We start from the raw sequence: 22775 nt of genomic DNA on the forward strand, positions 1-22775 counted from the left end.
AACTACGTATTGGAACCAAACCCCTTTATTTCGAGTCCAATAGAGCTAAAAACACAACTTTCAGATCCAATTACGGGACTGCTTATTTCTTTGGATCCAAAGAAACGCTCGAGGGGAGTTCTTGAATTCTAAGCAACCATTTTGAGTAAATGCGTTGCTGTCCAATACGCAAAAACGGTCATTTCACAATGGCCCCTGTGGTAGGTTAAAAGCACTGGTAAAGAGTTTTGGAATACTCACGAAGTGCGGCGACGGTTATCTGAGTAATTGTGGTGGTCGACGCGAGAGTGCTCATTGCAGAGTTGCTCCGCAGACGAGAACGTGACCTTTTTCGCCATCCGGAGTTGCACAGTGTCGTCGCTCAAGAGCAGTAGTAAGGGACTTGGCACCAACTACCAAAATGAGCAAGGAACATTGTCGAAGGTGGCCATTTGAGCCAATTGCAGGTCGACCTACTGTTGAGCCTCGTTGATGATCGTTTCTCTAGCCGCACCATTGACATCATTCCTTCGTCTGCATACGAGAAGAAGAAGGCAGTCGCACTTCGTTGAGTCCGCAAGATCCGCAGGATTGGGCTCCTGTCGCGCTAGCCATGACCATGGATGCTGGCATTCTTACACGTGACGGTGACTTCCTCGGATGCGGACTTCCGATATGGACGGTGGAGTAGTTGCACTTATCGAGTTGCTGGCCACCCTGGATAAGCTCGATAAATTCGCATATTTAGATCCACCAAAATAAGACGCTGCTGCTGCGGCTCCTCGAAACTTCAACTCAGACGATGGAGGCTATTCTGGGCTGATTTATCCAAACGAACTCGTTGCTATGTCTAACTTGAATCCGCTCAGTATTTGGAAGCTATCTAATCCGGCGATCTGTGCGGGCTCAGGTAGAAAGAGAATCGCGTTCAGAGAATACCGTTGTCGCTAATTTACTTCCCTATAACAGATATATCGGTGCAGCACCGATATATAGTTATATTCGATGAATAACATTAGAGCACATGATGGGCGGACGCCGCGGCTTGTTTCGGCATTGCGCGAAGTACTTCCTCGAGCTGTGACATTGAACGTATCTTCGATAAATGGCTCGGTTGCCACTGTAGCCGTTGGTTCTCGGGAGTTAAAGGTGCGATGGGTTGGAAGGGGTGGTCTTCCTCAGATTCGTGACGTCCTTCAATTTCAGGAACGGCCAGACGTGATCGTGGGTTCGGAGATCTCGCTCGCCGCTCGAGAGTTAGCCTCGCAAGCTGGTGTTGGCTGGGTTGATGAAACGGGAGCTGCTGAGATCGTAGTTGGGAACATCATTATTGCATTATCCGGGAATCGGCAAGCTAAGACCTACGAGCCGAGTTGGAGTCCGACGGTCCTCGGGGTTGCCGAGGCATTGCTCTGTGGCGTACCGGCTACGGTCACGGCAGTAGCGAAGGTGTCAAGGCATTCCACTAGTTCGATTGCAGAGGCGCTAGCCGTTCTTTCGAAGTGGGAGCTGCTCCAGACTAAAGCGTCGAGAGGCCCCCGTTCGGGGCGTCAGGTCGTCGATCCGGATCGTTTGTTGGATGAGTACGCAGACGCTGTGGCCCTGCAACGACCAAAGGCTGAGTTGCGTTGTGGGGTCCTGTGGAGAGACCCTCTGGTCACCGTCAGGGAGTTGGGCGAGCAATTTGATAACGCTGGTATTGCTTGGGCCGCGACGGGGGCGCTCGGAGCGGCGATGCTTGCCCCCTACCTGACTGAGATATCTGGAGGAGACCTCTATGTCGATGGCCGAAGAGAACTGGATCTTCGCAACGCTGCGCGTTTCGCGCACGTTGAGCCTATGGATGGTGGCAGGCTCATCCTCCGACCCTTTCCCACTCAATTCTCTAGACGAACTGCTGGTGAACGAGATGGCATACGCGTAGCCCCCTGGCCGCGGATATATGCCGACCTTCGCCATGTCGGAGTCCGGGGAGAGGAAGCGGCAGAACATTTGAAGGAGGTCCAGCGTGGCACTCGATGATCCTCCTCGCTCCAGAGCAGCTCGTCGTGCAGCCGAAGAAGCGCTGGTCCGAGTGGTGCACCACTATGGAGAGAACCCCGAGTTTGTCCTACTTGGCGGTTTAGTGCCCGATCTGCTCTGCTCAAAATCAGGAGTCATCCACGCCGGCACAACCGACGTCGACGTTTAAGTCGACCTTGAGATAGCAGCCGGCGCGACCAACATGTCCCGTCTCGAGCAGGCTCTCAGCAACGCAGAATTCACTCCCGACCCTCAGCGCGTCTGGCGATGGCAATCAGATGCAGATGGACAGAAGGCCGTCGTCAAGTTTGAACTGCTCGCTGATCTAGAGTATGCGCCGGCCGGCTCCTTGGTCAGCTTCGATGACTGCAAAGAACTCGGAGCGGCGAACCTTCGGGGTACCGGATTTGCAGCTCGCGATTTTTTACCTCGGACTATGAGCGCCCAGGTTGGCGGAAACCAATATTACGTTGATGTGAAAGTCACTGGCCTTGCCGGCTTTCTCTTGGCAAAGATCGCAGCCGCCTATGGGCGACGCAAGGAAAAGGATTGGTATGACATCGCCTTCGTGCTCCTACACAACGACCTAGGTGGGCCAGTGAAAGGAGCAGAACTTGTCGAAGCTCGGTTCGGAAGTGAGCTGGTCGGAGGTGTTCGAACTGCTATTGATGATCTTTACGCTAACTTTGCCAACACTGGCGCCCAAGGACCTGTAGCCTATGCATCTCAAATGATCATCGACCATCCGGAACTCGATGAGAAATCACTACGCGCTGATTCGGTAGTCGCAGTCCGAACTTTTTACACCCGCCTTAATTTAAGCGTTACGTAAATTGCGATTTTGCAATGAAGTTCTCGGCGCGCGCGTGGAAAAGCTCTTTCTGGAAATCTAAAAACTAGCTCCCCAGAGTTGTACAAATTTAGCTGTACAACTAACGGGGCAACATACGATGTTGAATGAATAGATGCTCCTACAGTAATCGAAATGAATTACGTATCCTAGAAGTTCGAAGACATCCCATCGCAATATTTGATTCTTTGCTGATACCGACTACTTTGCACCGCCTCCTGTTGGTGATCCATCCCCTATGCGAGTCGACGACGTCGATTTTATATGCTTATCCGCGTTACCGCCTTTTTCCGAAAGTGGCTAGTTGCGTAGAAATCTCTACACTTCGAAGATCCTCGTAGGGGTACCGCCAAATGGAAGATCGATGTAGGTGACGAAGGGTCACTCTTTTACGAGTGCTACAAATCAACACACAGGACAGCGAACTTCAGAGACGGTCTGCTCAATAGCGATCTCGGCTACGGGACCAATTCTCTGGTAATGGAGGATTCTCACCTCCTTTAAACCAACGAGGGCATTACAAATATCGCTAGGATCGAAAAGGACGGGGGAGCCTATATTGGCTTTGTTTTGTTTCACAGTGTCAACGCTCTTCCAAAACTGAGCCATTCTCCAAGTTTGGAGAATGATCGATTTGGAAGATTGGGCATTAATACGGAAGGCTCCGAATTAGATGGCTGAGAGGAATCTGGTTAGAGCCCGCTGAAAGCTGAAGGGCCCCTTTAAGGCTTCTGAAAAGGTGAGGTCTTGCGCGCCCGGAGGGATTCGAACCCCCAACCGTCTGATCCGAAGTCAGATTTAGGTTCGTTCGCAATATATCTGGAATGAGCTTTAATCGTCTTGAACTGCAACAACTTGTTGACTATCAATCAATAAAATGAGGGATAAGTCAAAAAAGTGTGACACGAAATGTGACACGCTCAGTTTTTGGTGACAGATTAGGCTGGCTAGATTGAGCCGAGCACTTCTCTTTCGCCCGCCATTGGTCACCTCAAACTAAGATCGACAAACGCATTTGCAAACTCAAGTTCCTTCTTATTCGAAAGCTTGATGTGATAATCCACCATTGGCAAATATCCTTCTCGACAAAGATTTTTGAGCTTTCGATCAAACGGGGTGTGTTTTTTAGTGTCAATCTCACCAATAAAGATCTGATCGTGAAACAATGCTAAATTTTCGTCTATTATTCGGACGTTACCGACTTCCTTGAAATTCATTCTTTTCGATTTCCCTCGAATTTGATCCACGATAAGGTCGAGTTGACCAGGATCTATAATTAGAGACAGCGGCGAATGCTTTGGAATACGTAAGGGCGCCTTCCCCAGAATCTGTGGACCTTGAACATCGTGTAGAAATTCAGCTTTACCGTCTTCGTTGTAAGCGTTATTGGACCTCAAGTACACGTTTGCTTTTTGCTCTGACCAGCTTCCGGATAAAGCTTCGTCAAGCAAGGCGGCGCTGTCACCCTTGACCATTCCGATTTGACGTTTGCTAACGGTAAGAGCCCAGACAATCTCATCTCTGAAAGTTAATCGCGTGAGATCGACCGAAACTGTGGCTCCGTATTTTTTCATAATCAAATCGGCCTCAACCGAGTCGAAAGCTGATTGGGTAATTTTAACTCCAGTCGGTACAGCAAAGGAGGCTGGCGTGGGCCATAAAAGTACATCCTTTGAAGGGAGTACCACCCTGTTAGATCCTCGAACTTCCGCCATTCCCGTAGTCCAAATTTGCCCAGCGACTTTGGCATCCGATCCGGCATTGTGATGATCCAGTGAAAGCCCGAGCTTTTCAGCAATTAGGTCGAGCTTCCAGTATCTCGATTGCGCCCAAGTTGGAATACCAAATTTCGAATCGGTCCAAATCAGACCTGGCGCAGAAAACTCACATGCACGCGCACTTTCGCGAAACACTTCAGAATCAAATCCAACGTTATGGGCAATCACGTACGTGTCTTTTAGAATTGGGTAAAGCTTTTCAAGAATCGCCGAAAAAAGAGGAGCATCAGCGACATCGAGTGCACGGATACCATGAATGTCGTAAAAGACCCATCTGTCAGTACGAGGATTTATTAAAATTGCAGAATTGTGAACTATCTCTTTGCCTCTAAATGCAGCGATGCCGAGGGCGCATGCACTGCTTCTATCTTCGTTTGCAGTTTCAAAGTCAAGGGCAATAAAGTCATATTCAAGATTTGGCAGGTCGCCTATGAACGTGTCGATGTTTTTCGTGTACTTATGTTGATCAGCGACTTTCGCAGGCGCAGTAGTTTTTTGTTTAAATTCCGAATGAAGCTTTCGATTACTTTTTGCGGGATCGTTACCGCGTTGGATCGCGTCTTTGAATTTCTCCCGTAAAGATTTCAACAATTATCCCCCCAGTGTTCCGAATATTTCGTAGCACATTTGAGTACCGAGATTTTCTAAATAGCTTCAAAAATAAATATTTCGTAAGCAAACGTAGTTCTCAGGCTCTTGATATCAACAAGTGTGAAAAAATCGCACACCAGATAAGCGGAGCCTGCCAAAGAACTTGTCACTTTCGCACAATCTAAGCTACCTCCCTTTGCCTCCCTTTTGATTCATCTCTGACCGACTTATTCGTAGGAATAATTGGTACCTCTGATACTGGATTCCAGTCTCTGCATTTGTCCGATATCCACCTTCCTGGTGTAGATTTGCGTTGCTCCCGCCTACAGCTTCGCGCCGCTTAGCAAGTAACTCGATATGTTCGCCGCTGTAAGCCTGCTGTGGGGTTACGAACTTGATACCTGAGTGTTGATGGTCGTTGTTGTAGTGATCAACAAAGTCACTCATCCACTTACGCGATTCTTCAATTGTCGGAAATCCTCCATAGCGATAGTTTGGAAAGTACTTCACGGTCTTGAAGAGCGCAGAGACTCTCTGCATTATCATTTGATACCGAAAAGCCGTGACCTCGATATATTTACATCTAGCTCATACAAGTACTCAACTAGCGACAACGGTTCGCCTATGAAGGGGATAACCCTAGTGGCACTGTGTTACCTACTTGATACAGCTGCCTCCTACTCACGTCCCAGGAGTTCACTGTTAACCGGCTAATAGGATCTCATTTCGTAAACGTTCGGTGAACCCGTACCACCCCTGACGAAAACAGGACCGGACACGAAGCGCTAGATAGTGTTAACTGGTAGTCATGGACAGTTTGCATACAACCGAGTCAGCGTACTGGAAGGCGGAGGCAGAACGCCTCGCTGGCGATAATGCCCGTCTTCAGGCGGAGAACGCCGAACTTCGAGCACGGGTTAGTGAGCTCGAAGGCCAGATTGGCGCACTCACCGAGAGGGTGACGACTCTCGCAAAGCTCGTCTTTGGCACCTCGTCGGAGAAGAGTAAGCCAGTCGAGATGTACACACCTTTTTGGGATTATCTGCCGAAATCAGTCACCTACGCACTGCAGTCGAAGTTCTAGCAGACAATGTTCGTCGTCATGAAGAACAGATTCGACGTCTCAGCAGAGAAGATCGTTACCGACGACCGGCGACTTGAAATCTTCAAAAGTCCATAGATTGTTTGGAACAGGATTAGCCGGTTAATCGAATGACAATGCTCACATGGAATCGATGTTTCGCACAGTCAAGTACTGTGCGAGCTATCCCCACGATGGCTTTGCCTCCCTCATGGCGGCAAGGGTCTGGATCGAGGGATTCGTCCAGTTCTACAACGAGGAGCACCATCACTCTGGCTTGAACTTTGTGACCCCAAACCAAAAACATAACGGCGAAGATGTCATGATCCTCGCCAAGCGAGTCAAGGTCTACGAGGAGGCCAAAGCCAAGAATCCAAAACGATGGATCAATGCCAACACCCGGAACTGAAAGCCAGTTGTCTCTACGTCACTTGTTCCAACAAACCAGACAACGACAACATCAAAGTCCACCACTGCAGCGTCTGATTTGAACCTAACGAGTCTGCCATGAGTGCCAGACCTCCGTTGCGTCACGATAGCGTCACGATAGCGTGCCCTGTCTGTGGAGGCAACTTCCCCTTGTCAGGGAGGAGAACCTATTGCTCCGATGCTTGTCGGGCTCTTGCTTATCGACGACGTCACGATATAGGTGACATTCTCCAGTCACAGTTCCAAAGTCACATCGACGCTTCACCGTCTATGAGTGTAGGTGTTGTGGTGAACGATCCCTCGGAGAACAACGCTGCTTAGAGTGTAATACCTTTATGGCTCGAGTAGGAATAGGGGGATATTGTCCCTCCTGTGACGAACCAATCTCCATCATCGATCTACTTGGGGAGGAGTTGACACAAGCAAGAAAATAAATCGGGGATAGTTGACTTATTGCTACCCCGGTCGAGTGGATAGCAACTAAGATATATAACAGTCACTTCCAGCAAATACACTGACGGTTACCGCAGTGGTCAAGAGGCCCTCAAGAGCAATACCTCAATGAGAAAACTAACTTAGAGATAGAACCCCTAAACGAGTCATATTCTAGCCAAACTTGTCCAGCGTGCTTAAGACGCAACCGACCATCAGGTCGGCACTACCGATGCAAGAGCCCTATCTGTGGGTTCAGCTGTCATCGAGACGCCCTAGGAGCAATAAACATTCTCCAGAAGGCGATATACGCAGAGTACTCTCCAATTGGACTAGATACAACAATCTTAGTCACGTATCTTCGAGCTGAAAAACATTGGTCACTCAATCAACGCAAGACACACCAAAAGGTGCAGTGCCCTAAGGCCAGAGCCCGAAGTAGTGCCCAGAACCGGGCCTTGTCTGAGGTATCTCAGACTAGCAAGCCAAAACTAGCGAACTCATCTACCAGTGCTAATTCATTAGTACCAGACCAGTCGGTCGCGGTGGCGTGATGGAAGCGATGTTAGGGAACCCCAACCAAACAGACGAGGCCAGAAGCCCCGTCCGTAAGGGCGGGGAGGTTCACTGAACTTCTCACCCCAGCCACAACTGCTTTTCCAATTGTGATGGCTGGGGTAACCATTGGTTGGCGGATTCGAACAACCAAATGAGCAGCAATCGAGATGGATTTGGTCTTATAGCTTAGCCAAGATAGCCTCGGCTGAACTGACATCCAGTCCACCACCTGGCTCTACCTCAAGTGAAGTAACAATTCCATCTTCAATGATCATCGCATATCGCTGGGAGCGAATTCCCATCCCGAAGCCACGGCCATCTAGCTCGAGACCCACAGCCTTGGTGAAATCGCCATTTCCATCGGCAATCATAATAACCTCATCACCAACATTTTGAGACTTTCCCCATGCACCCATCACGAATGAATCATTTACAGATATACATGCAATCTTGCCAACGTTCTTGGCTTTGATATCTTCTGCACGAATAACAAACCCAGGAAGATGATAGTCAGAACAGGTGGGGGTGAAAGCTCCCGGTACTGCGAAAAGCACCACCTTCCCGCTACCCAAAAGATCCGCACTAGAGGCAGATTCCGTTTTGTCGCCGATAGTCACAGCCACGTTAAGATCAGGAATCTTGTCGCCGACAGCTATTGCCATATAAAACTCCACAATGCTATTTTGATCCACTTCGACCAAAGCTCTCTCTGTATTTAGAGAGGCCACTCTCAAAAACCACCAAAGCCACCTTTTGTATTCCGCCAAAGACCATCGAGCCACAAAATCTACCTTAAAAAGCGACTTCGGCTATAAGGCCAATAGGTACCCAAAACCGAGTCATGTGCCAACAGTGCCTAAATAGCCCGGGTAAGTTGCTGTCTGAGGCCACTCAAGCGCTTTGATGAACTTCGATTCGAGACTGCAATAGCAAGTGCTCTTTTATCCCCCACAATGACGGCTAACGACTTTGCGCGGGTTAGCGCTGTATACAAGATGTTGCGATCAAGCATGGAATAGTGTGACATTGAAAGCGGAATTACCACACATGGATATTCAGAGCCTTGTGATTTATGGATAGATGTGGCATAGGCCAAAACGATCTCGTCCAAATCACCAAAGTCATAGGCAACGCGGCGGTTCTCAAAATCTATCGACAATACTTCTTCGTCGAGGTCTATCTCTTGTATGATCCCTATATCTCCATTGAAGACGTCCTTATCGTAGTTGTTCACAACTTGAAGAACCTTGTCCCCTACTGAAAAAGAGTTTCCGAATTTTGTAATGCGATTTGAATTCGAACTAAGAACTGCAGCTAAGGACTCATTTAAAGCGCGGGCACCCGTCCCTCCACGATTCATAGGAGTAAGAACTTGTACTTGCGAGATCGGATCCAAGTGAAATCGCGATGGAATTCGAGAGGTTACCACACGAACTACTCGTTCTACTATCGCTGCTGGATCTTGAGCTTCAATAAAATAAAAATCATTTTTCGGGCCTGGATCGTCCAAAATTGGCAAAAGGCCAGAATTGATCCTATGAGCATTTCTAACGATCATGGACTCGCCGGCCTGCCTAAATACCTCCGTGAGACGCACAGTAGGAACCACATGCGACTCAATTATGTCAGACAAAACAGCACCTGGTCCAAGGGATGGTAACTGGTCGACGTCTCCAACAAAGACTACTCCTGCGTGCTCTGGGAGCGCAGACAGAAGTTTGTTCATCAAAACGACATCGATCATTGAGACTTCATCAATTACCAAATAATCACATTCGAGACGATTATCTTGATTGAAGCGAAATCCTAACGTAGCTGGATCAAAGTCCAAAGTACGATGTATCGTCTTTGCTAACTCCCCTGTCGCTTCGCTCATTCGCTTTGCCGCACGTCCTGTCGGCGCAGTCAAGAGCACTCTTTGGTGACGGGCTGAGATTATTGCAATCAAGCTGTTCAAAAGGGTCGTCTTCCCAACTCCCGGTCCACCGGTAATTACCAGGACTTTCGACTTCACTCCTAACTCAATTGCCTCTCTTTGCGAAAGCGAAAGTGAGATAGAATTTTTCTTTTCGATCCAAGCAATCGCTCGTTCAGCTACGATCTCACGCCATGGCGAGGGTGCTCTCATCAATCTGGCTATATTCGTCGCCACGCCTAACTCTGCGTAATAGAGCGGCGACAGATAGATAAGTTCGACGCCATCTACCTCCCATGGGATCAAGGAGCCTTCACCTATTTCAAGATCGATGGCATCCCTTAAAATCAACTGATCAATCTCAAGAAGCTTCTCGCCCAGCTCCAAAATCGTCTTTACCTCGGCGCCGCAATGGCCCTTATTAGATAACTCTGACAGGACATAGCTGACCCCTGCTCTAGCGCGTAGGGCTGAATCGCTTGCTATTCCCAGGCTTTTAGCCAATAAGTCAGCCGTTTTGAAGCCAATCCCCCGGATCTCGCTAGCAAGCCGGTAGGGATTTGCCCTTACCACCTCGATCGCCTCATCCCCGTAGGTCTTGTAAATGCGAACGGCACGAGCAGTTCCAACACCATGTGAATGCAGAAACACCATGATTTCGCGAATCCGCACCTGTGCATGCCAGCTCGCAGTAATCTTTGCGATCCGCTTTTCGCCGATTCCCCGAATCTCGCCCAAGACCTTTGGATCGCTTTCAATCACATTAAAGATCTCAGATCCAAAGCGCTCCACCAAGAGCTTGGCAAAGTGTGGGCCAACCCCTTTGACCATCTTCGATCCCAAGTATCTCTCAATGCCCTCTAAAGAGGTCGGAGTGGAACAGACGAGACGGGTGGCTTGGAACTGCTTACCGTAGTTCGAGTCAATCCTCCAGAAACCCTCTGCCTCCACATATTCACCCGGAGAGACCTGGGCAATGGTGCCGACGACAGTTATCTCTTCCCTAACCGCCGGAACGACCACCTTTAGAACACAAAATCCCGACTCTTCGGAATGGAAGGTTACCCTCTCAACGGTTCCCGAGATTGACAGACTCTCATTTCCGCTAGTTTTTGTCGGCCTAGGCTGATTTGAATTCAATTTGACTCGACTGACCTCCAAAAGATCTCACCTAAATCTCCCAAAGTATTTTAGGGGGTCCAGCCATCACGACTTCGAGAGATCTCGATCGTTTGGCTGCAATAACTTCAATTAAGTCATTTACGAAGCCTCTGAAGCGCCAGAGACTATCTCTCTAACCACCCAGGCCGCTCCAAGACAATCACCTAAAATTTCCAAACGAGGCAGCGCTCAAAGCCTTAGTTCGCTTACCTTGAAGGAGGGCCCATGGCCCGGTACAATCAAATCCGGCTTCCTCTGTAAAACCATTGAACGAGAAGACTCCAAAGTTCTCTGATCGTGCGAATAAGGGTCAACCTCCGGTCCGCTACTCGACCACCAAAGGTGAGTGCAGACTACCAATCCGGAGTCGGCCTTGACAAAAGTTGAAACATCCTCCCGGGTATGTCCAGGCGTTGAGACGACAGTGATATTTTCAGTGATTGAAAAATTCTCCTCGTGGTTTTCCCATGAATCATCCTTATAACTCGCCATAAAGTCGTGAACCGTCGCATTCGAAAACAAAGCTACGTTCATCGTGTGGTCCAGATGTAGATGCGACACAATCACATCTGTAACTTCCGGTGCGGAATACCCAACCGATTGGATGGCCGAGATGATCAGTTCCTTATTGGAGACCATCCCTGGATCAATCACTACAACTCGCTCGCCATCGGCCGCCAAAGAGACACTAGAGGCTACGCCTGGCGATACATAACCGCTCAAAAGTTGAAAAAATCTTGCATTCATGGCCGATTACCCTACACGATCTACGCATAGTGATTCAAGTCACCCATGGCTAAAGTCCCAATTGTCAAAAGTGAATAGACCCTAAGAAAACCTTTCGACCAAGGACCGCTTCGCAGCCAATTTTGCAGCTTTTATCCCCAGGTTCGACCTACCTGACTTTTATTTTATCTTTGAAACAGTTCAATCTCACTTGGACCTCTAGGACTAGCACGAGGAACATGGTGGGCTTTTTCGATTCATCCAAGATCGAGATAGTCTTTGAGATTGTAGGATTTTGATATGCAGATATTGATTCCACACGCATTTTCTCACATCAAATTACCCAACGGCATCTCCGCAACGATATTCGATGGCGACGTTGATGAACTTCCTCCCAACCTAGATGAGATCGAGATCTATGTCCCTTCTTACATGGGCGGCGACGGGATCTACAATGCTATCGACAAGATGCCGAGACTGAAATGGCTCCAATTGCTCACTGCGGGAATCGACCGCGCTTTACCCTTTATGAGGGAAGGCGTCACCCTTTGCAATGCCAAAGGGGTACATGACGATGCAACGGCCGAGTTGACGATAGCCCTGATTCTAACCAGACTGCGAGGCATCGACGCAACCATCCGGGCAAAGAACCAAGGCTGGAGCACCCGAAAAACACGTCCCAGTATCTTCGGCGCCAAAGTCACAATAATAGGAGCTGGATCGATCGGAAGACGAATAGCGACCCTAATCACAGCCTTTGGAGGTCTTCCAACGCTCGTGTCTAGGGGCGGCCACAACGACACGATAGCATTCAACGTGTGCGAAGAAGTTGTACGCAACTCAGATATAGTCGTTGTCGTCGTGCCGCTCACATCGGAGACCAAAGGCCTCATAGACGCAAACTTCTTAGCCATGATGCCCAATAATTCACTCTTAATCAACGTTGCACGAGGAGAGGTAGTGGTAACTGCGGACCTCTACAAAGAAGTCTCCTCTGGGAGGATATCAGCTGGCATAGATGTTACCGATCCAGAACCATTAGATCCCAGCCACCCGCTCTGGGAGTGTGAAAATGTGGTCATAACTCCCCATGTTGGAGGAGCAACCAAATCGTTCTACATAAAAGCAACCGAACTTTTAGAGGACAACCTTGCCAGAATTTCAAGGGGAGAGACCCCAAAAAATGTTATCGAAGGTTCTTACTGATCTTTAGAGGTCGCAGGCCCCTAAAGGCAATGAGAGATCTAGGAAAAAGATGCCGGGCAATGATATGGGCCATTTAGATTCATGAGCAAGCTCGTCACTCACACGAAAATCAAAATGGCCCAGCCACAGAAGTCCTTATCCAAATAGCGTCTCTGAAACCATCAATGGGGGCATGATGGGAGAGGCTAGACCCAACAAAATAGCGTCACTAAGCCGAGAGGGAACGGTCCTTTGTTGACCACGGCTATCGACAACGGTAACCTCCGCCAAGAAGACACCCCCTTGACGCCCAGTGATTGAAATCATTGCGATAGTCATGGAAAATTGATCAAAAAGGTCTGACACCACATCGGCGAGCAAGGGTCGCCTTCTCGGAAGATGGAGCAATGCCGCTGCTATCATAGACGCCTGATCTAGAGATATCGGAACCGAAAGCCGTCTATTGGGCTCATCCGTCTCTTCTATGATCACATGGCCAAAGGTGTCTGGTAACGCGACGCCAACGTCCACAACACGGCTACGCCTGCGACTGGACAATCGAAGAACGGTTTCATCAAAGCCAGATGACACGCACTCTTCGTCGATAGTATCAACTTTTGGATGTGAAAAATCTAATTCATCGAGCGATGAATCGACCTCGAGCAACTCCTTGGGTGAAACATCTTCGTGAGAAGTGCCCGATGGTACGAATGGAGAATCGTCAAGGGTCTCAGACTGAACTTTGCCATTCAATTCTTCCACTTGCGGTATTTCTTGTCTTTCCAACTCAGGTAGCTTCGTCTTCCTAGGGCCAGGCCCCATTCCTAGCCTTCGAATCTAAACCCAGTCGAGGGCTATTCGTTCATTTGAGCGGCAAATTGGCGTTTATCATCCGGTACATATCTAGAGTTTCGCATCCCAATCCCCAATGCTACACCCACAGCTGTGAAAAAGGAGAGTGCAGCAGATCCACCATAGCTCATAAATGGAAGCGGTATCCCAGTAATGGGCATAATCCCCATAGTCATCGCTACATTCTGGAAGATCGAAAAGGACAACAGCCCCAAAACACCAGCAGCCAAGAGGCGACCAAGTCTGTCTCTAGCGATCGACATCACATGCCAAACTCTCCAGCATATAAAGCCGAATCCTAAGATTACGAGGCTCCCTCCGATAAAGCCAAACTGCTCCCCAACTGCGGTAAAAATAAAGTCTGTCTGCTGCTCGGGTACGTATGACAGATTTGTTTGAGTCCCATGGAACAATCCTTTGCCATAGAGTCCACCGGAACCAATGGCGATCTTGGATTGCGCCAAATTGTAGCCCGTCGTAGCATTATTTGCATGAGGATTTACGAATGAAGTCAACCTGTTGAGCTGATATTTCTGCAATATATGAAGATGAATCACGACGTAAATACCAAATACCGCCAACATGGCCAATACCACCAAATGAACCAGACGGACTCGAGCAACGACCAACTGGCACAGAAAGACCACGCCGATGATGATGGCTGTACCGATATCAGGTTGCTTGATGACGAGTGCCATAGGTAGCCCAGCCAGGGCCAAAACCCCTATCAATCTTCCGATCGGTATTGGTCCTTCGCCATCCCTTAGAAAAAAGGCCGCACTTAAAAGAACTGCTAGGGTTGCGAACTCCGATGGCTGGAGTTGAAGTGGACCAAGTTGGAACCAACGTTGAGCGCCTAGTGCGCTATGGCCAATAGGAGAAAGGACCGCCAGAAGTCCTAGACATACCCCGCCATAGACCACGTAAGCCAAGCGACGAATATGACGATAGTCGATCAGAACCGTTACGATCATTGCGATAAAACCCAAGACGACCCAGATCGCTTGGCGCTCCAAATAATATTTGGGGTTCAAACCTCCACTTTGGAGTTTTCCCTTCGTTGCGCTATAGACCATAACAACGCCCACGAGTGCCAAGGCAAGCGTTGCGATCACGAGCGAATAGTCAAAGTGCAAAAGGCTCTCTTTCGCCACTCGTTTCCGGGTTGCAAACATCGAAAATGTCGTCATTTTTCACTGATCCTGACAAATAGTCATAGTTAGGGTGTATCCATCGTAATCTTGTCCTGATGCTCGGATCCAAGCTTAACCCCTAAATCAAATTTTAGCGATTGACGCCAGTCAACCCGAGTCACCTCGACAAAACCCAAAACAATATCTTGGGCAAAGCTTCTAGCTAACAACCCATGCAAAAGAAAATCCGAACCAATCTATATCTCACTAGAACCAATCGGCGTGTCTCCTAGAGAGAGGTAAATTTTAACACTAAACACTGCGTGCTCAAGGGTGCAATCGACACACCTACAGCCGAGAAATATTCAAAGAAAAATGCCAAATTCAGGTCATTGCCCACTTCAAAGTCACATAGTGTCTCTCGTGGCCTCCTTGAAACTAGTCTCCAGCAGATACCATTTCGGACTCCGAGAAATGGAGCGTCAGCTCAGGATATCAAGTACTCCCGCCACTTCGCGCTGGCAGATAACGGGGCTCGAAACCTGTTCTTTCCCATCGAGAAATAAAAATCATTCCACAAGGTTACAAAATTTGACGCATCTCTAAGTGAATTCCTAGCCACCACAAACTACAGTTATTACTATGCTAGTTTTTTGGCCGATCAGATTGCCAAAGGTTTGCACGTGTGCAACTTAAGTCAACGGCGCTACTAGCTAAAGCGCTAGAGAGGGAATGGATAAAAGATGAGCGTCTTTAAGCGGCTCTCGCAGGTCTTTCAACAAAAAGCCAATGCAGCTCTTGATAAGGTTGAAGACCCAACCCAAGCACTTGACCTGTCTTATACCAAGATGATGGAGAATCTCCAGCAAGTAAGGCGATCGATTGCCGATGTCCTTACATCACAAAAGAGATTAGAGGCTCAACGAGCACAGCTCAACAGTCAGTTTGAAAAACTACAAGGACAAGCCCGCCAAGCACTCCAACAAGGGCAAGAAGATTTAGCCAAAACTGCCCTTGAAAGGGCAAGGGTGGTCAAGAGTCAAGTGGATGCCCTCAACCCTCAGATCGATCAGCTACGTACACAAGAGCAAGCTCTAGAGGATACGGGGCGCAAGCTTCAAGCCAAGATCGAGGTCTTCAGAACACAACGCGAAACAATGAAGGCTCAGTACACAGCAGCCAAAGCTTCAAGTGAAGCCGTTGAAAACCTAAGCGGTCTTTCCGAGCATATGACGGATGTAAATCTAATGCTTGATCGCGCTCAAGAAAAGATCACTCAATACCAGGCACGTTCTTCAGCCGTTGGCGAACTGGCGGACTCTGGAGTGCTTGATTCCCTGGCAATTGGCGGTGGGAACGATGACATCGAGCGTCAACTGCGTTCAGCCACCTCAAGCACTGGCGTAGATCTAGAGCTTGAGGCGATGAAAGCCGAATTGGGGTTAACGGCAGCGCCAGCCCCGGTCGCCCAGCTTCCAACCATGCCCACACCAACACCGATTGCACCACCTATTGCAGCACCAACCCCACACACAACGGCTCCGTTGGGAGAGGTATTGACGATCAGGATCGCTGGGGAATCGGTCTATCAGGTTCCAATAACGATTAAGCCGCAGCTCGATGCTCTCGATACAGCCATGGAAACCGCTATTTCCCATAGCGACGAAAAGGGTTTTGCAAACTGCGCCCGACAATTGAATAATCTTATCGTCAGCTCTGGAGCACTTCTGGCAGATGAGACAATGGCTGTCTCTGATCTAGTAGTCCCAAGTGGTGACATGACCATCGACGAGGCAAAGAAGCTATTCGATATGTAGCTCCCTTTCGCGACGGAGTCCTTCATTGAAAAGTTTCCATGAAGGACTCCGCTACAACCTTGACCTTTACACAAATCTATCTAGATGCATAGCCATAGGTTGCGCAATGGTTTTATGGGCATCACGTATTGCTTGTGAAGATCTCTAGCGCCTTAGGAGCAAACAACAGTTGACATTTTTCTATCCAACACTTGCGATACTTAACTGTAATGGCTAATACTTACAGCATTGGTGAGTTCGCACGACGGATTGGGCGTAGTCCAAGTACGGTACGGCGATGGGAGCAAGAGGGCAAGATCACGCCCAAAAGGCTCCCTAGCGGGCATCGCTACTTCGATGAGTCTGATGTACGAGCTATGCTGGGCGGCGCTCCTGTTAGTCGAGTCACTGTCGTCTAGCGCCGAGTGAGTGGTTCAGGGCAAAAAGATGACCTGGTATCACAGGTTAAAGCTATGGAGATCTACTGTCTTAACGCTGGTATAGCTGTAGATGAGTGGACTTAGGAAATCGGCGGAGGTATGAACTTCAAACGCAAGAAGTTCCTAGCGCTTATGGATCGTATACAGCACGGAGAGATTGAACGATTAATAATCGCTCATAAAGACAGACTCGTTAGGTTTGGATTCGATCTTATCGCCCACATAGCTGAAGAATCGGGATGCGAGATAGTAGTAGTCAATCAACCATCGTGTTCACCAGAACAGGAGATGGTCGAAGATATGCTCGCTATCGTCCACACTTTTAGCTGTCGGCTTTATGGCGTGAGGAAATACAAGCAACAGCTCCAGGCCGAGTATCCCAAACACAAGATTCAGGTACTCAGTGACAACTAGCACTCGCATCATCTACGCCGACACACCCAAAGAGCTACTGCCGATAGCTAAGGCCGTTGGCTACATAAGAGCGGACATCTGGCGAAGATACGGTGGACGAAAGACGGTTGGCAAAAGCTCTAACGATATTCGTAACGAAATCAGCAGTCTCGCCCTCTATTTTAACTTGCCAATAGATGGCACCATCCCTAACGAGAGCACGAAAGATATTGTTAATGATGTCTTCCTTTATCGAGCTGCCGCTCGCAAGCAGGTACGTAGGGCTATCTATGCCCGAGCCAAAGACGACAAAGAAGAACTCGCTCGCCTCTACACACTCTTGCAGGACGAGTGGACCAAAGACAACTTCCGACAGCGCCAGATGCGAAAGCATTTCAAGCACGGACATTCCAAGGTCAACAACCAATTCGTAGTCCGTTCAGACAGACACCATACCGAGATTGTTGATGGCAAAGTCGTCGTGGTCATCAACATCGCAGCCAAATACGGACAACCCATCCGTCTAGTCACAACTACCAATGGCAAGAACCTCAGGATCATAGTCAAGGACGACGTTACCGAGATCCATTACGCATTCAAGAAACCACCAGGCCGCCCAGTCGGGGCCGATGTTATCGCCGTTGACAAAGGATACACCGAAGCGTTCGTGGACTCAGATGGAGACACGCACGGCATGGGGCTTGGCAAAATCATGACCGAGTACAGTGGCAAGGCTAGTAAAACCGCCAAGGCTCGCAACAAGCTACACGCCCTAGAAAAAAAGCACAGAGAAGCCGGACACACAGCTAAGGCTGACCGTATCAAGACCAACAACCTTGGGACAAAGAAGATCAACGCTCGCAAGAATAAGGCACAGAAACGAATCAGGAACATTGCTTTCAAGGCAGCCCATTCGGTAGTAGACAAGGCCAGCCTCGTTATCTCCGAAGACCTAAGCCGTCCTATCGCCAAGAAGAAGCCCCAGAAGAAGTACAACAAGAAAATGTCAGCATGGGCCAAAGGCACACTAGCAGAAGCCCTTGAATCTACAACACAACAGGCTAAAGCGAGAAATGTTCTCGTGAATGCGGCCTATACATCGCAAATGGACTCCAACACACATCTACTGGAAGGTAAGCGTGTGGTGGATAAGTTTCACTGTGCAAACGGGGATGTTCTCCAGGCTGATTTCAACGCTGCTTTGAACCTGCGACATAGATACTTCGATCATGAGATAACTCTCTATACCCCTCATAGGGAAGTTCGACGTATCTTACTAGCTCGTTCATCCGGCGCAACGATGCGTCAAGGGGCATGAGTTGCAAGAGACCCAAATCTCTTATCAACCATGTGCGGATAAGCCCAACGGCTTTGAGCAATTATGCTCAGGTTTTTGGGAGCAGATACCCGGACCGTCACCACTCCTTTGTTGACACAAGCCAAAGAGACCTCAAAGGACCGAGAAAGGTCTTCAAATACAAATCTAAGCTTTCAAAGAGCTACGGACAACTTACCCCTCGACAAGGGTCGGCATTCATTTTGCTGTTTTTGGATAAACCTCTCCGATTTGGTTGACACCCATAAAGGATGCAATACGCCCCTTCACAGCCATTAGAGCGGGCGGTTGCTCGCTCAAAATGCGAATCCTAAGCTATCTGACCTTCACCATAAGAGCAGTAGCCGTTGTCAGGCCGTCAATCACCATCAGGTGATCTCGTGGCCCCATTCGCCGAAAGAATTCTCTATCATCTTGGCAAGCTATGCAGCTCAAAACCAAGCTATGCAGTCCAAAGCTAGGAACAACATTAGCATCCGCACCGAAGTTATCCTCAAGTTGCGTAATGGTAACGCTATGTCTAGCAAACTCAAATCTTTGACGAGTAACTCTTTGGACCAATTATTCCAAAATGGCTATCACCATTGGCCCTACGAACGTGGTCGCGAAATGGCCAACTGCCCGTTTCGCGAACAAGATACCCTATTCACACGGCCTCCAAGCTATAAGCAAATAGACAAATAGTTGAAACTTCCCATTACTGATAGTTCGATTTGACATCTAAACTACCCAATTGAAGGAACTTGACGATGTCAAAGACCAGCACGTAATTTGTTCAACGTATACTCCGAAGTATATAGAGATAGCCACCAAAATTTAGGCTACTCAGTGTGATCTTTAAAAATAAATACGACAATCACTGCCAAATCTACTAATCACTATCACTATATGATGCAAAGCAAATAGCAAATAACACAATTGGAACAAATTATTCCTTTGGGCAACTACAACACAAAAGCGGACTTCAAATTCGCCATATCGTTCAAGAAACGAGTGTAATTGACACTAAAGTCTCATCCAATTATTTGAAACTTGTGATCGTGAGCAAAACTTGCGCGCCAAATGGCTTGAATGTTTCTCAAAAAAAAGAGGCCCGTTGCCGTGAAGTAGCCAATCTCGGCTGTTGGAATCAAAACCCTAGAAGTACCAATATGGCGTTGTGATTCCAACTAATAATAATAAGCAAGATCAAGGAATTAGATTCCACAACCATAAACGAGTGTTCCTCGACGCACAGATCGTGCTCCACCCCTAACAACCGACCCGACAAGCCAACTTTACACAATCCCCACTTGCTAAAAAAGCACCCCAGCCAAAGGCTCTTCGCTCGGTATCGCGCATTCAAGAGAGAAATATTTAAAAGAATCCAAAACTTAAATTAAAATCGACTGGTCAAGAATGAGCGCACTTATCATGACATCATTACTTGCACAAAATTGAATACCAATCCAACAAAGCGGGCAATAGTAATGCCTTATCATCAATATCAAAACTCATGATCTTCAAAATCGACCTTAGGATAGCGCAAAATCAATATAATAATTTTACAGTCCACTTGACTAATTATATTGCATGCTAACCCAGATCTAAAATTAATGATAATATAATAACAAAGTAATCCTTGCTCCAACTACCAGCCATAGATGTCTAAAATTATTCAAACCTAATTGATAGAATCGAATTTTTTTAACACCACATTGGAGTCAACTCACCCAAAATCTCGATCATAAGTTTTTACAGCAACCCTATGATCGAAAATATCTCAAAGTCGAAGGTGTTAAACCTTTAAAAATCCCCGATACCTTCGGCTCTTTCTCTTCCCATAAACCCTTGATTCAAACAGGATGGATGGATGGATGGATGGATGGATGGATGGATGGATGTCCTCGGCAAGGGCAAGACCAAAAAGAAAATCAGCGAGTTCCACAGAACACCAATGATGATCTAGATAGATTCAATTTCGCCAATGGCCACCCGATAGCCACTCAGGTCGACTTTTACCAACAAGACCAGCGACAAATACCCCAACTGCTTATCGCTCAAGTGACACAAAGGCCACTCACGAAATGTTTAGAAATCCATTAGATTACACAAAATGTAATAGACTGCCATACTGGAACTGTTCCCAAATAGTATCGCAAACAACACAACGAAAATACGATCTGACAACTTATTAAAAAATCCAATTGAGATAATGCATTGGCTACTTTAGATTATGTTATATTTTAATACTACCTAAAACTTATCAATCGAATTTTCTATCCTTACCTTCTAATAGATTCAATTATCCGCGCAAAGTCAAACGAATTGAAAAAAATAAAACCTAACGATACCGGATCGAAAATTTGTCGACTTAGGAGCTCTTATGGACGAGAACAGCTGCCACGATGTTGAATCTAAAAATACACCTGACGTTGGTGATATTGGTCTAAACAGATCGAATGAAAACGATAGTTTCTTCTGGTCCTTCATAGAGGAACATCTAGACAAGCCAACCCTAGAATCAAAATCTGCCATCCTGCGTAACAATCACAGTGGCGATAGTAAAAACAATCAATCTGGAGAGTCAACACAACCATCAACTGATAGTTTCTCACAAGAAGGTCTAATGCCCATGAAAAGTGGGCCGATTGAAGGAGTAACTAATGCCTCTGCGATCGCGCAAGTACAGGATCGACCTCTTAGCGCAACAAGATGGTCTGGTTCTCCAGTATCCCCTGCCCTCATGGACGTTTGGGCCCCGCTAAATGACAGGTTAACCGCCCCGGATTTAAGGCGAAACACAAGGGATCGATCTAGAACAATAATCGCTACTCTTTTGGCAATCTTGCTTTGCATAGCCCTCTTGGTGGTGGTAATCAAAGCAATAGCACTAACCAAGCACCCCGTCGTCGCAATTGCTGCACCGGCAAAGCAGGTCGACCTCAACTTTCCAACTACGGCAAACGTCACCACTATAGATGTGACTCCAGGGCAGTATGTAAAGCAAGGTCAAACCCTTGCAACACAAGATTCTTCGAGTTATAACGCCAAAATAGCCTCAGATAACGCGGCAATTGCAGCCGACAAAGCAACGATCGCGCAAATAAGCAGTCCGACCTCGCAGAACAGCGCCAATCAACTCCTAATACAAGACGTTAATGCCGCTCAGGCAGCGGTCTCACAAAACCAAGCCACCCTGCAAGACACAATCAACACAGACAACGCACTTATTGTTGCTGACCAAAGTCAATACAACGTTTCGCTTTCTCTCCTAAGTTCTGATCAAAAGCTATACCAAACCACGTGTCCAAACGGCTTAGTGGAGCCCGCCGGATACGGATCATCCCAAGTCTCCATCCCACAGAATCAAATCGCTTATTACCAAGAATGTCTCTCACTTTATCAACAGACCAACAAAGACCAACGAAATCTTTCCGTAGCACAATCCACATTGAGCAGTGTAAATGCATCGTCAGTTGCCCAGGTCGACCAAGACAAGTTAAACCTTGCACAAGCCAATGCGGCTCTTAGCAAAGCTAAGATAAAGCTAGGCACTCCCTCAAACATAGGAAGTTCGAGTCAGATCAGCGCAGCTAACGCACAGCTACAAAAAGATCTCTCACAACTCCAATCCGACCAACGAGCAAAGCTACTTACCGCGATAACTGCCCCCATCTCAGGCATAGTCGAGCAGGTCAATGGTGCGGTGGGACAATTGGCCGGAGCATCTGGAACTGTCAACTATACAAATGGACCAAATCTTCCAACTGGATCATCAAACACGCTATTTCAATCCGCGGCCTCCGGCTCAGGATCTAGTCCTTCGGCAACGCAGCTTCCGTTCATAGTACTTAGCGATCGAAATAATTGGAAGGTGCAGCTGCTAATTCCTCAAAATAGTCTGTCTAAATTTCACTCCGGTAAAAAGGTAACGATCACCTTCTCGGGAAACCCTACAAAGACCTTTTACGGCGTCATTTCAAATGCTTCGCCCATCGAAGTAGTTCAGGGTGGTCAGATCCTCTTCGAAATAACCGCCAAAGAAGTGGGTGGAATGCCGAAGGGAATAATCCAAGGGATGGTTGGAAGCGCAACTCCAAATTAGCTAACTAAAACCGCTATGAACCGGAGTTTTA

Annotated in this window: 17 protein-coding genes, 1 tRNA gene and 3 pseudogenes; 13 read left to right on the forward strand and 8 right to left on the reverse strand. The window is 47.8% G+C overall.

All coding sequences use genetic code 11. From position 1 onward, the window contains the following. Positions 1–547: 547 nt before the first annotated feature. The 4 genes from ACIDITHRIX25_RS95745 to ACIDITHRIX25_RS95760 all read left to right on the forward strand — a co-directional run bounded on the left by ACIDITHRIX25_RS95745 (position 548) and on the right by ACIDITHRIX25_RS95760 (position 2833). Positions 548–670, forward strand: coding sequence for a PIN domain-containing protein (locus tag ACIDITHRIX25_RS95745; protein WP_201733215.1), 123 nt, complete (start codon positions 548–550; stop codon positions 668–670). Between the two features lie 314 nt (positions 671–984). Beyond that, positions 985–2001 carry a hypothetical protein gene (locus tag ACIDITHRIX25_RS95750; RefSeq protein ID WP_201733216.1) on the forward strand — a complete coding sequence of 339 codons (1017 nt, stop codon included), beginning with the start codon at positions 985–987 and terminating at the stop codon, positions 1999–2001. Further along, positions 1988–2170: a hypothetical protein gene (locus ACIDITHRIX25_RS95755; protein ID WP_052604193.1), complete on the forward strand. Its 183-nt coding sequence runs from the start codon at positions 1988–1990 to the stop codon at positions 2168–2170. The genes ACIDITHRIX25_RS95750 and ACIDITHRIX25_RS95755 overlap by 14 nt, the downstream gene beginning before the upstream one ends. A gap of 33 nt (positions 2171–2203) precedes the next feature. After that, positions 2204–2833 (forward strand): hypothetical protein, encoded by a 630-nt coding sequence (locus tag ACIDITHRIX25_RS95760; protein WP_201733217.1) that lies wholly within the window; start codon positions 2204–2206, stop codon positions 2831–2833. Between the two features lie 768 nt (positions 2834–3601). On the opposite strand, the gene ACIDITHRIX25_RS95765 is transcribed toward ACIDITHRIX25_RS95760, so the two are convergent. From ACIDITHRIX25_RS95765 to ACIDITHRIX25_RS95775, 3 genes are all read right to left on the reverse strand, one after another. Further along, positions 3602–3663 (reverse strand) — tRNA-Ser (locus ACIDITHRIX25_RS95765). A 174-nt stretch (positions 3664–3837) separates the two neighbouring features. Continuing rightward, a complete protein-coding gene (locus ACIDITHRIX25_RS95770) occupies positions 3838–5217 on the reverse strand; it encodes an exonuclease domain-containing protein (RefSeq protein ID WP_201733218.1) in 1380 nt (459 codons plus the stop codon). A gap of 189 nt (positions 5218–5406) precedes the next feature. Beyond that, complete coding sequence (locus tag ACIDITHRIX25_RS95775; RefSeq protein ID WP_152625797.1) at positions 5407–5760, reverse strand: hypothetical protein; 354 nt, start codon at positions 5758–5760, stop codon at positions 5407–5409. Between the two features lie 268 nt (positions 5761–6028). Here ACIDITHRIX25_RS95775 and ACIDITHRIX25_RS95780 point away from each other — a divergent pair, with 268 nt between their 5' ends. The 4 genes and pseudogenes from ACIDITHRIX25_RS95780 to ACIDITHRIX25_RS95795 form a co-directional block, all read left to right on the forward strand. Further along, on the forward strand, positions 6029–6304 hold the full coding sequence (locus ACIDITHRIX25_RS95780; protein WP_201733219.1) for a coiled-coil domain-containing protein: 276 nt from the start codon (positions 6029–6031) through the stop codon (positions 6302–6304). 139 nt (positions 6305–6443) lie between these two features. Beyond that, positions 6444–6710 (forward strand): annotated as a pseudogene (locus ACIDITHRIX25_RS95785) (integrase core domain-containing protein); the annotation flags it as partial. A 98-nt stretch (positions 6711–6808) separates the two neighbouring features. Then, the gene (locus tag ACIDITHRIX25_RS95790; RefSeq protein WP_201733220.1) at positions 6809–7051 is read left to right on the forward strand and encodes a hypothetical protein; all 243 of its coding nucleotides are present in this window, start codon (positions 6809–6811) and stop codon (positions 7049–7051) included. A 251-nt stretch (positions 7052–7302) separates the two neighbouring features. Further along, positions 7303–7716 (forward strand): annotated as a pseudogene (locus ACIDITHRIX25_RS95795) (zinc ribbon domain-containing protein); the annotation flags it as partial. Positions 7717–7899: 183 nt separating this feature from the next. Here the strand turns inward: ACIDITHRIX25_RS95795 and ACIDITHRIX25_RS95800 are convergent. The 3 genes from ACIDITHRIX25_RS95800 to ACIDITHRIX25_RS95810 all read right to left on the reverse strand — a co-directional run bounded on the left by ACIDITHRIX25_RS95800 (position 7900) and on the right by ACIDITHRIX25_RS95810 (position 11543). Next, a complete protein-coding gene (locus ACIDITHRIX25_RS95800; protein WP_052604201.1) occupies positions 7900–8382 on the reverse strand; it encodes a peroxiredoxin in 483 nt (160 codons plus the stop codon). Positions 8383–8576: 194 nt separating this feature from the next. Then, on the reverse strand, positions 8577–10775 hold the full coding sequence (gene recD2, locus ACIDITHRIX25_RS95805) for an SF1B family DNA helicase RecD2 (protein WP_052604200.1): 2199 nt from the start codon (positions 10773–10775) through the stop codon (positions 8577–8579). A 210-nt stretch (positions 10776–10985) separates the two neighbouring features. Next, positions 10986–11543: an MBL fold metallo-hydrolase gene (locus tag ACIDITHRIX25_RS95810; RefSeq protein ID WP_052604183.1), complete on the reverse strand. Its 558-nt coding sequence runs from the start codon at positions 11541–11543 to the stop codon at positions 10986–10988. A gap of 279 nt (positions 11544–11822) precedes the next feature. On the opposite strand from ACIDITHRIX25_RS95810, the gene ACIDITHRIX25_RS95815 reads away from it, so the two are divergent. Next, positions 11823–12728, forward strand: coding sequence for an NAD(P)-dependent oxidoreductase (locus ACIDITHRIX25_RS95815; RefSeq protein ID WP_201733221.1), 906 nt, complete (start codon positions 11823–11825; stop codon positions 12726–12728). 135 nt (positions 12729–12863) lie between these two features. Here ACIDITHRIX25_RS95815 and ACIDITHRIX25_RS95820 read toward each other — a convergent pair whose 3' ends face one another. Together ACIDITHRIX25_RS95820 and rodA are read right to left on the reverse strand one after the other, a co-directional pair. After that, positions 12864–13469, reverse strand: a complete 606-nt coding sequence (locus ACIDITHRIX25_RS95820) for a bifunctional nuclease domain-containing protein (protein ID WP_160291687.1) — start codon at positions 13467–13469, stop codon at positions 12864–12866. Between the two features lie 92 nt (positions 13470–13561). Next, a complete protein-coding gene (gene rodA / locus ACIDITHRIX25_RS95825) occupies positions 13562–14749 on the reverse strand; it encodes a rod shape-determining protein RodA (RefSeq protein WP_052604180.1) in 1188 nt (395 codons plus the stop codon). Positions 14750–15435: 686 nt separating this feature from the next. Between rodA and ACIDITHRIX25_RS95830 the strand changes: the two genes are divergently transcribed. The 4 genes and pseudogenes from ACIDITHRIX25_RS95830 to ACIDITHRIX25_RS95845 all read left to right on the forward strand — a co-directional run bounded on the left by ACIDITHRIX25_RS95830 (position 15436) and on the right by ACIDITHRIX25_RS95845 (position 22744). Further along, a complete protein-coding gene (locus tag ACIDITHRIX25_RS95830; protein WP_201733223.1) occupies positions 15436–16509 on the forward strand; it encodes a PspA/IM30 family protein in 1074 nt (357 codons plus the stop codon). Positions 16510–16718: 209 nt separating this feature from the next. Further along, positions 16719–17342 (forward strand): annotated as a pseudogene (locus ACIDITHRIX25_RS95835) (IS607 family transposase). Continuing rightward, on the forward strand, positions 17332–18639 hold the full coding sequence (locus ACIDITHRIX25_RS95840) for a zinc ribbon domain-containing protein (RefSeq protein ID WP_201733183.1): 1308 nt from the start codon (positions 17332–17334) through the stop codon (positions 18637–18639). The pseudogene ACIDITHRIX25_RS95835 and the gene ACIDITHRIX25_RS95840 overlap by 11 nt, the downstream one beginning before the upstream one ends. Before the next feature lie 2383 nt (positions 18640–21022). Continuing rightward, the gene (locus tag ACIDITHRIX25_RS95845) at positions 21023–22744 is read left to right on the forward strand and encodes an HlyD family secretion protein (protein ID WP_052604177.1); all 1722 of its coding nucleotides are present in this window, start codon (positions 21023–21025) and stop codon (positions 22742–22744) included. Positions 22745–22775: the final 31 nt, after the last annotated feature.

The sequence above is a fragment of the Acidithrix sp. C25 genome, assembly GCF_904848545.2.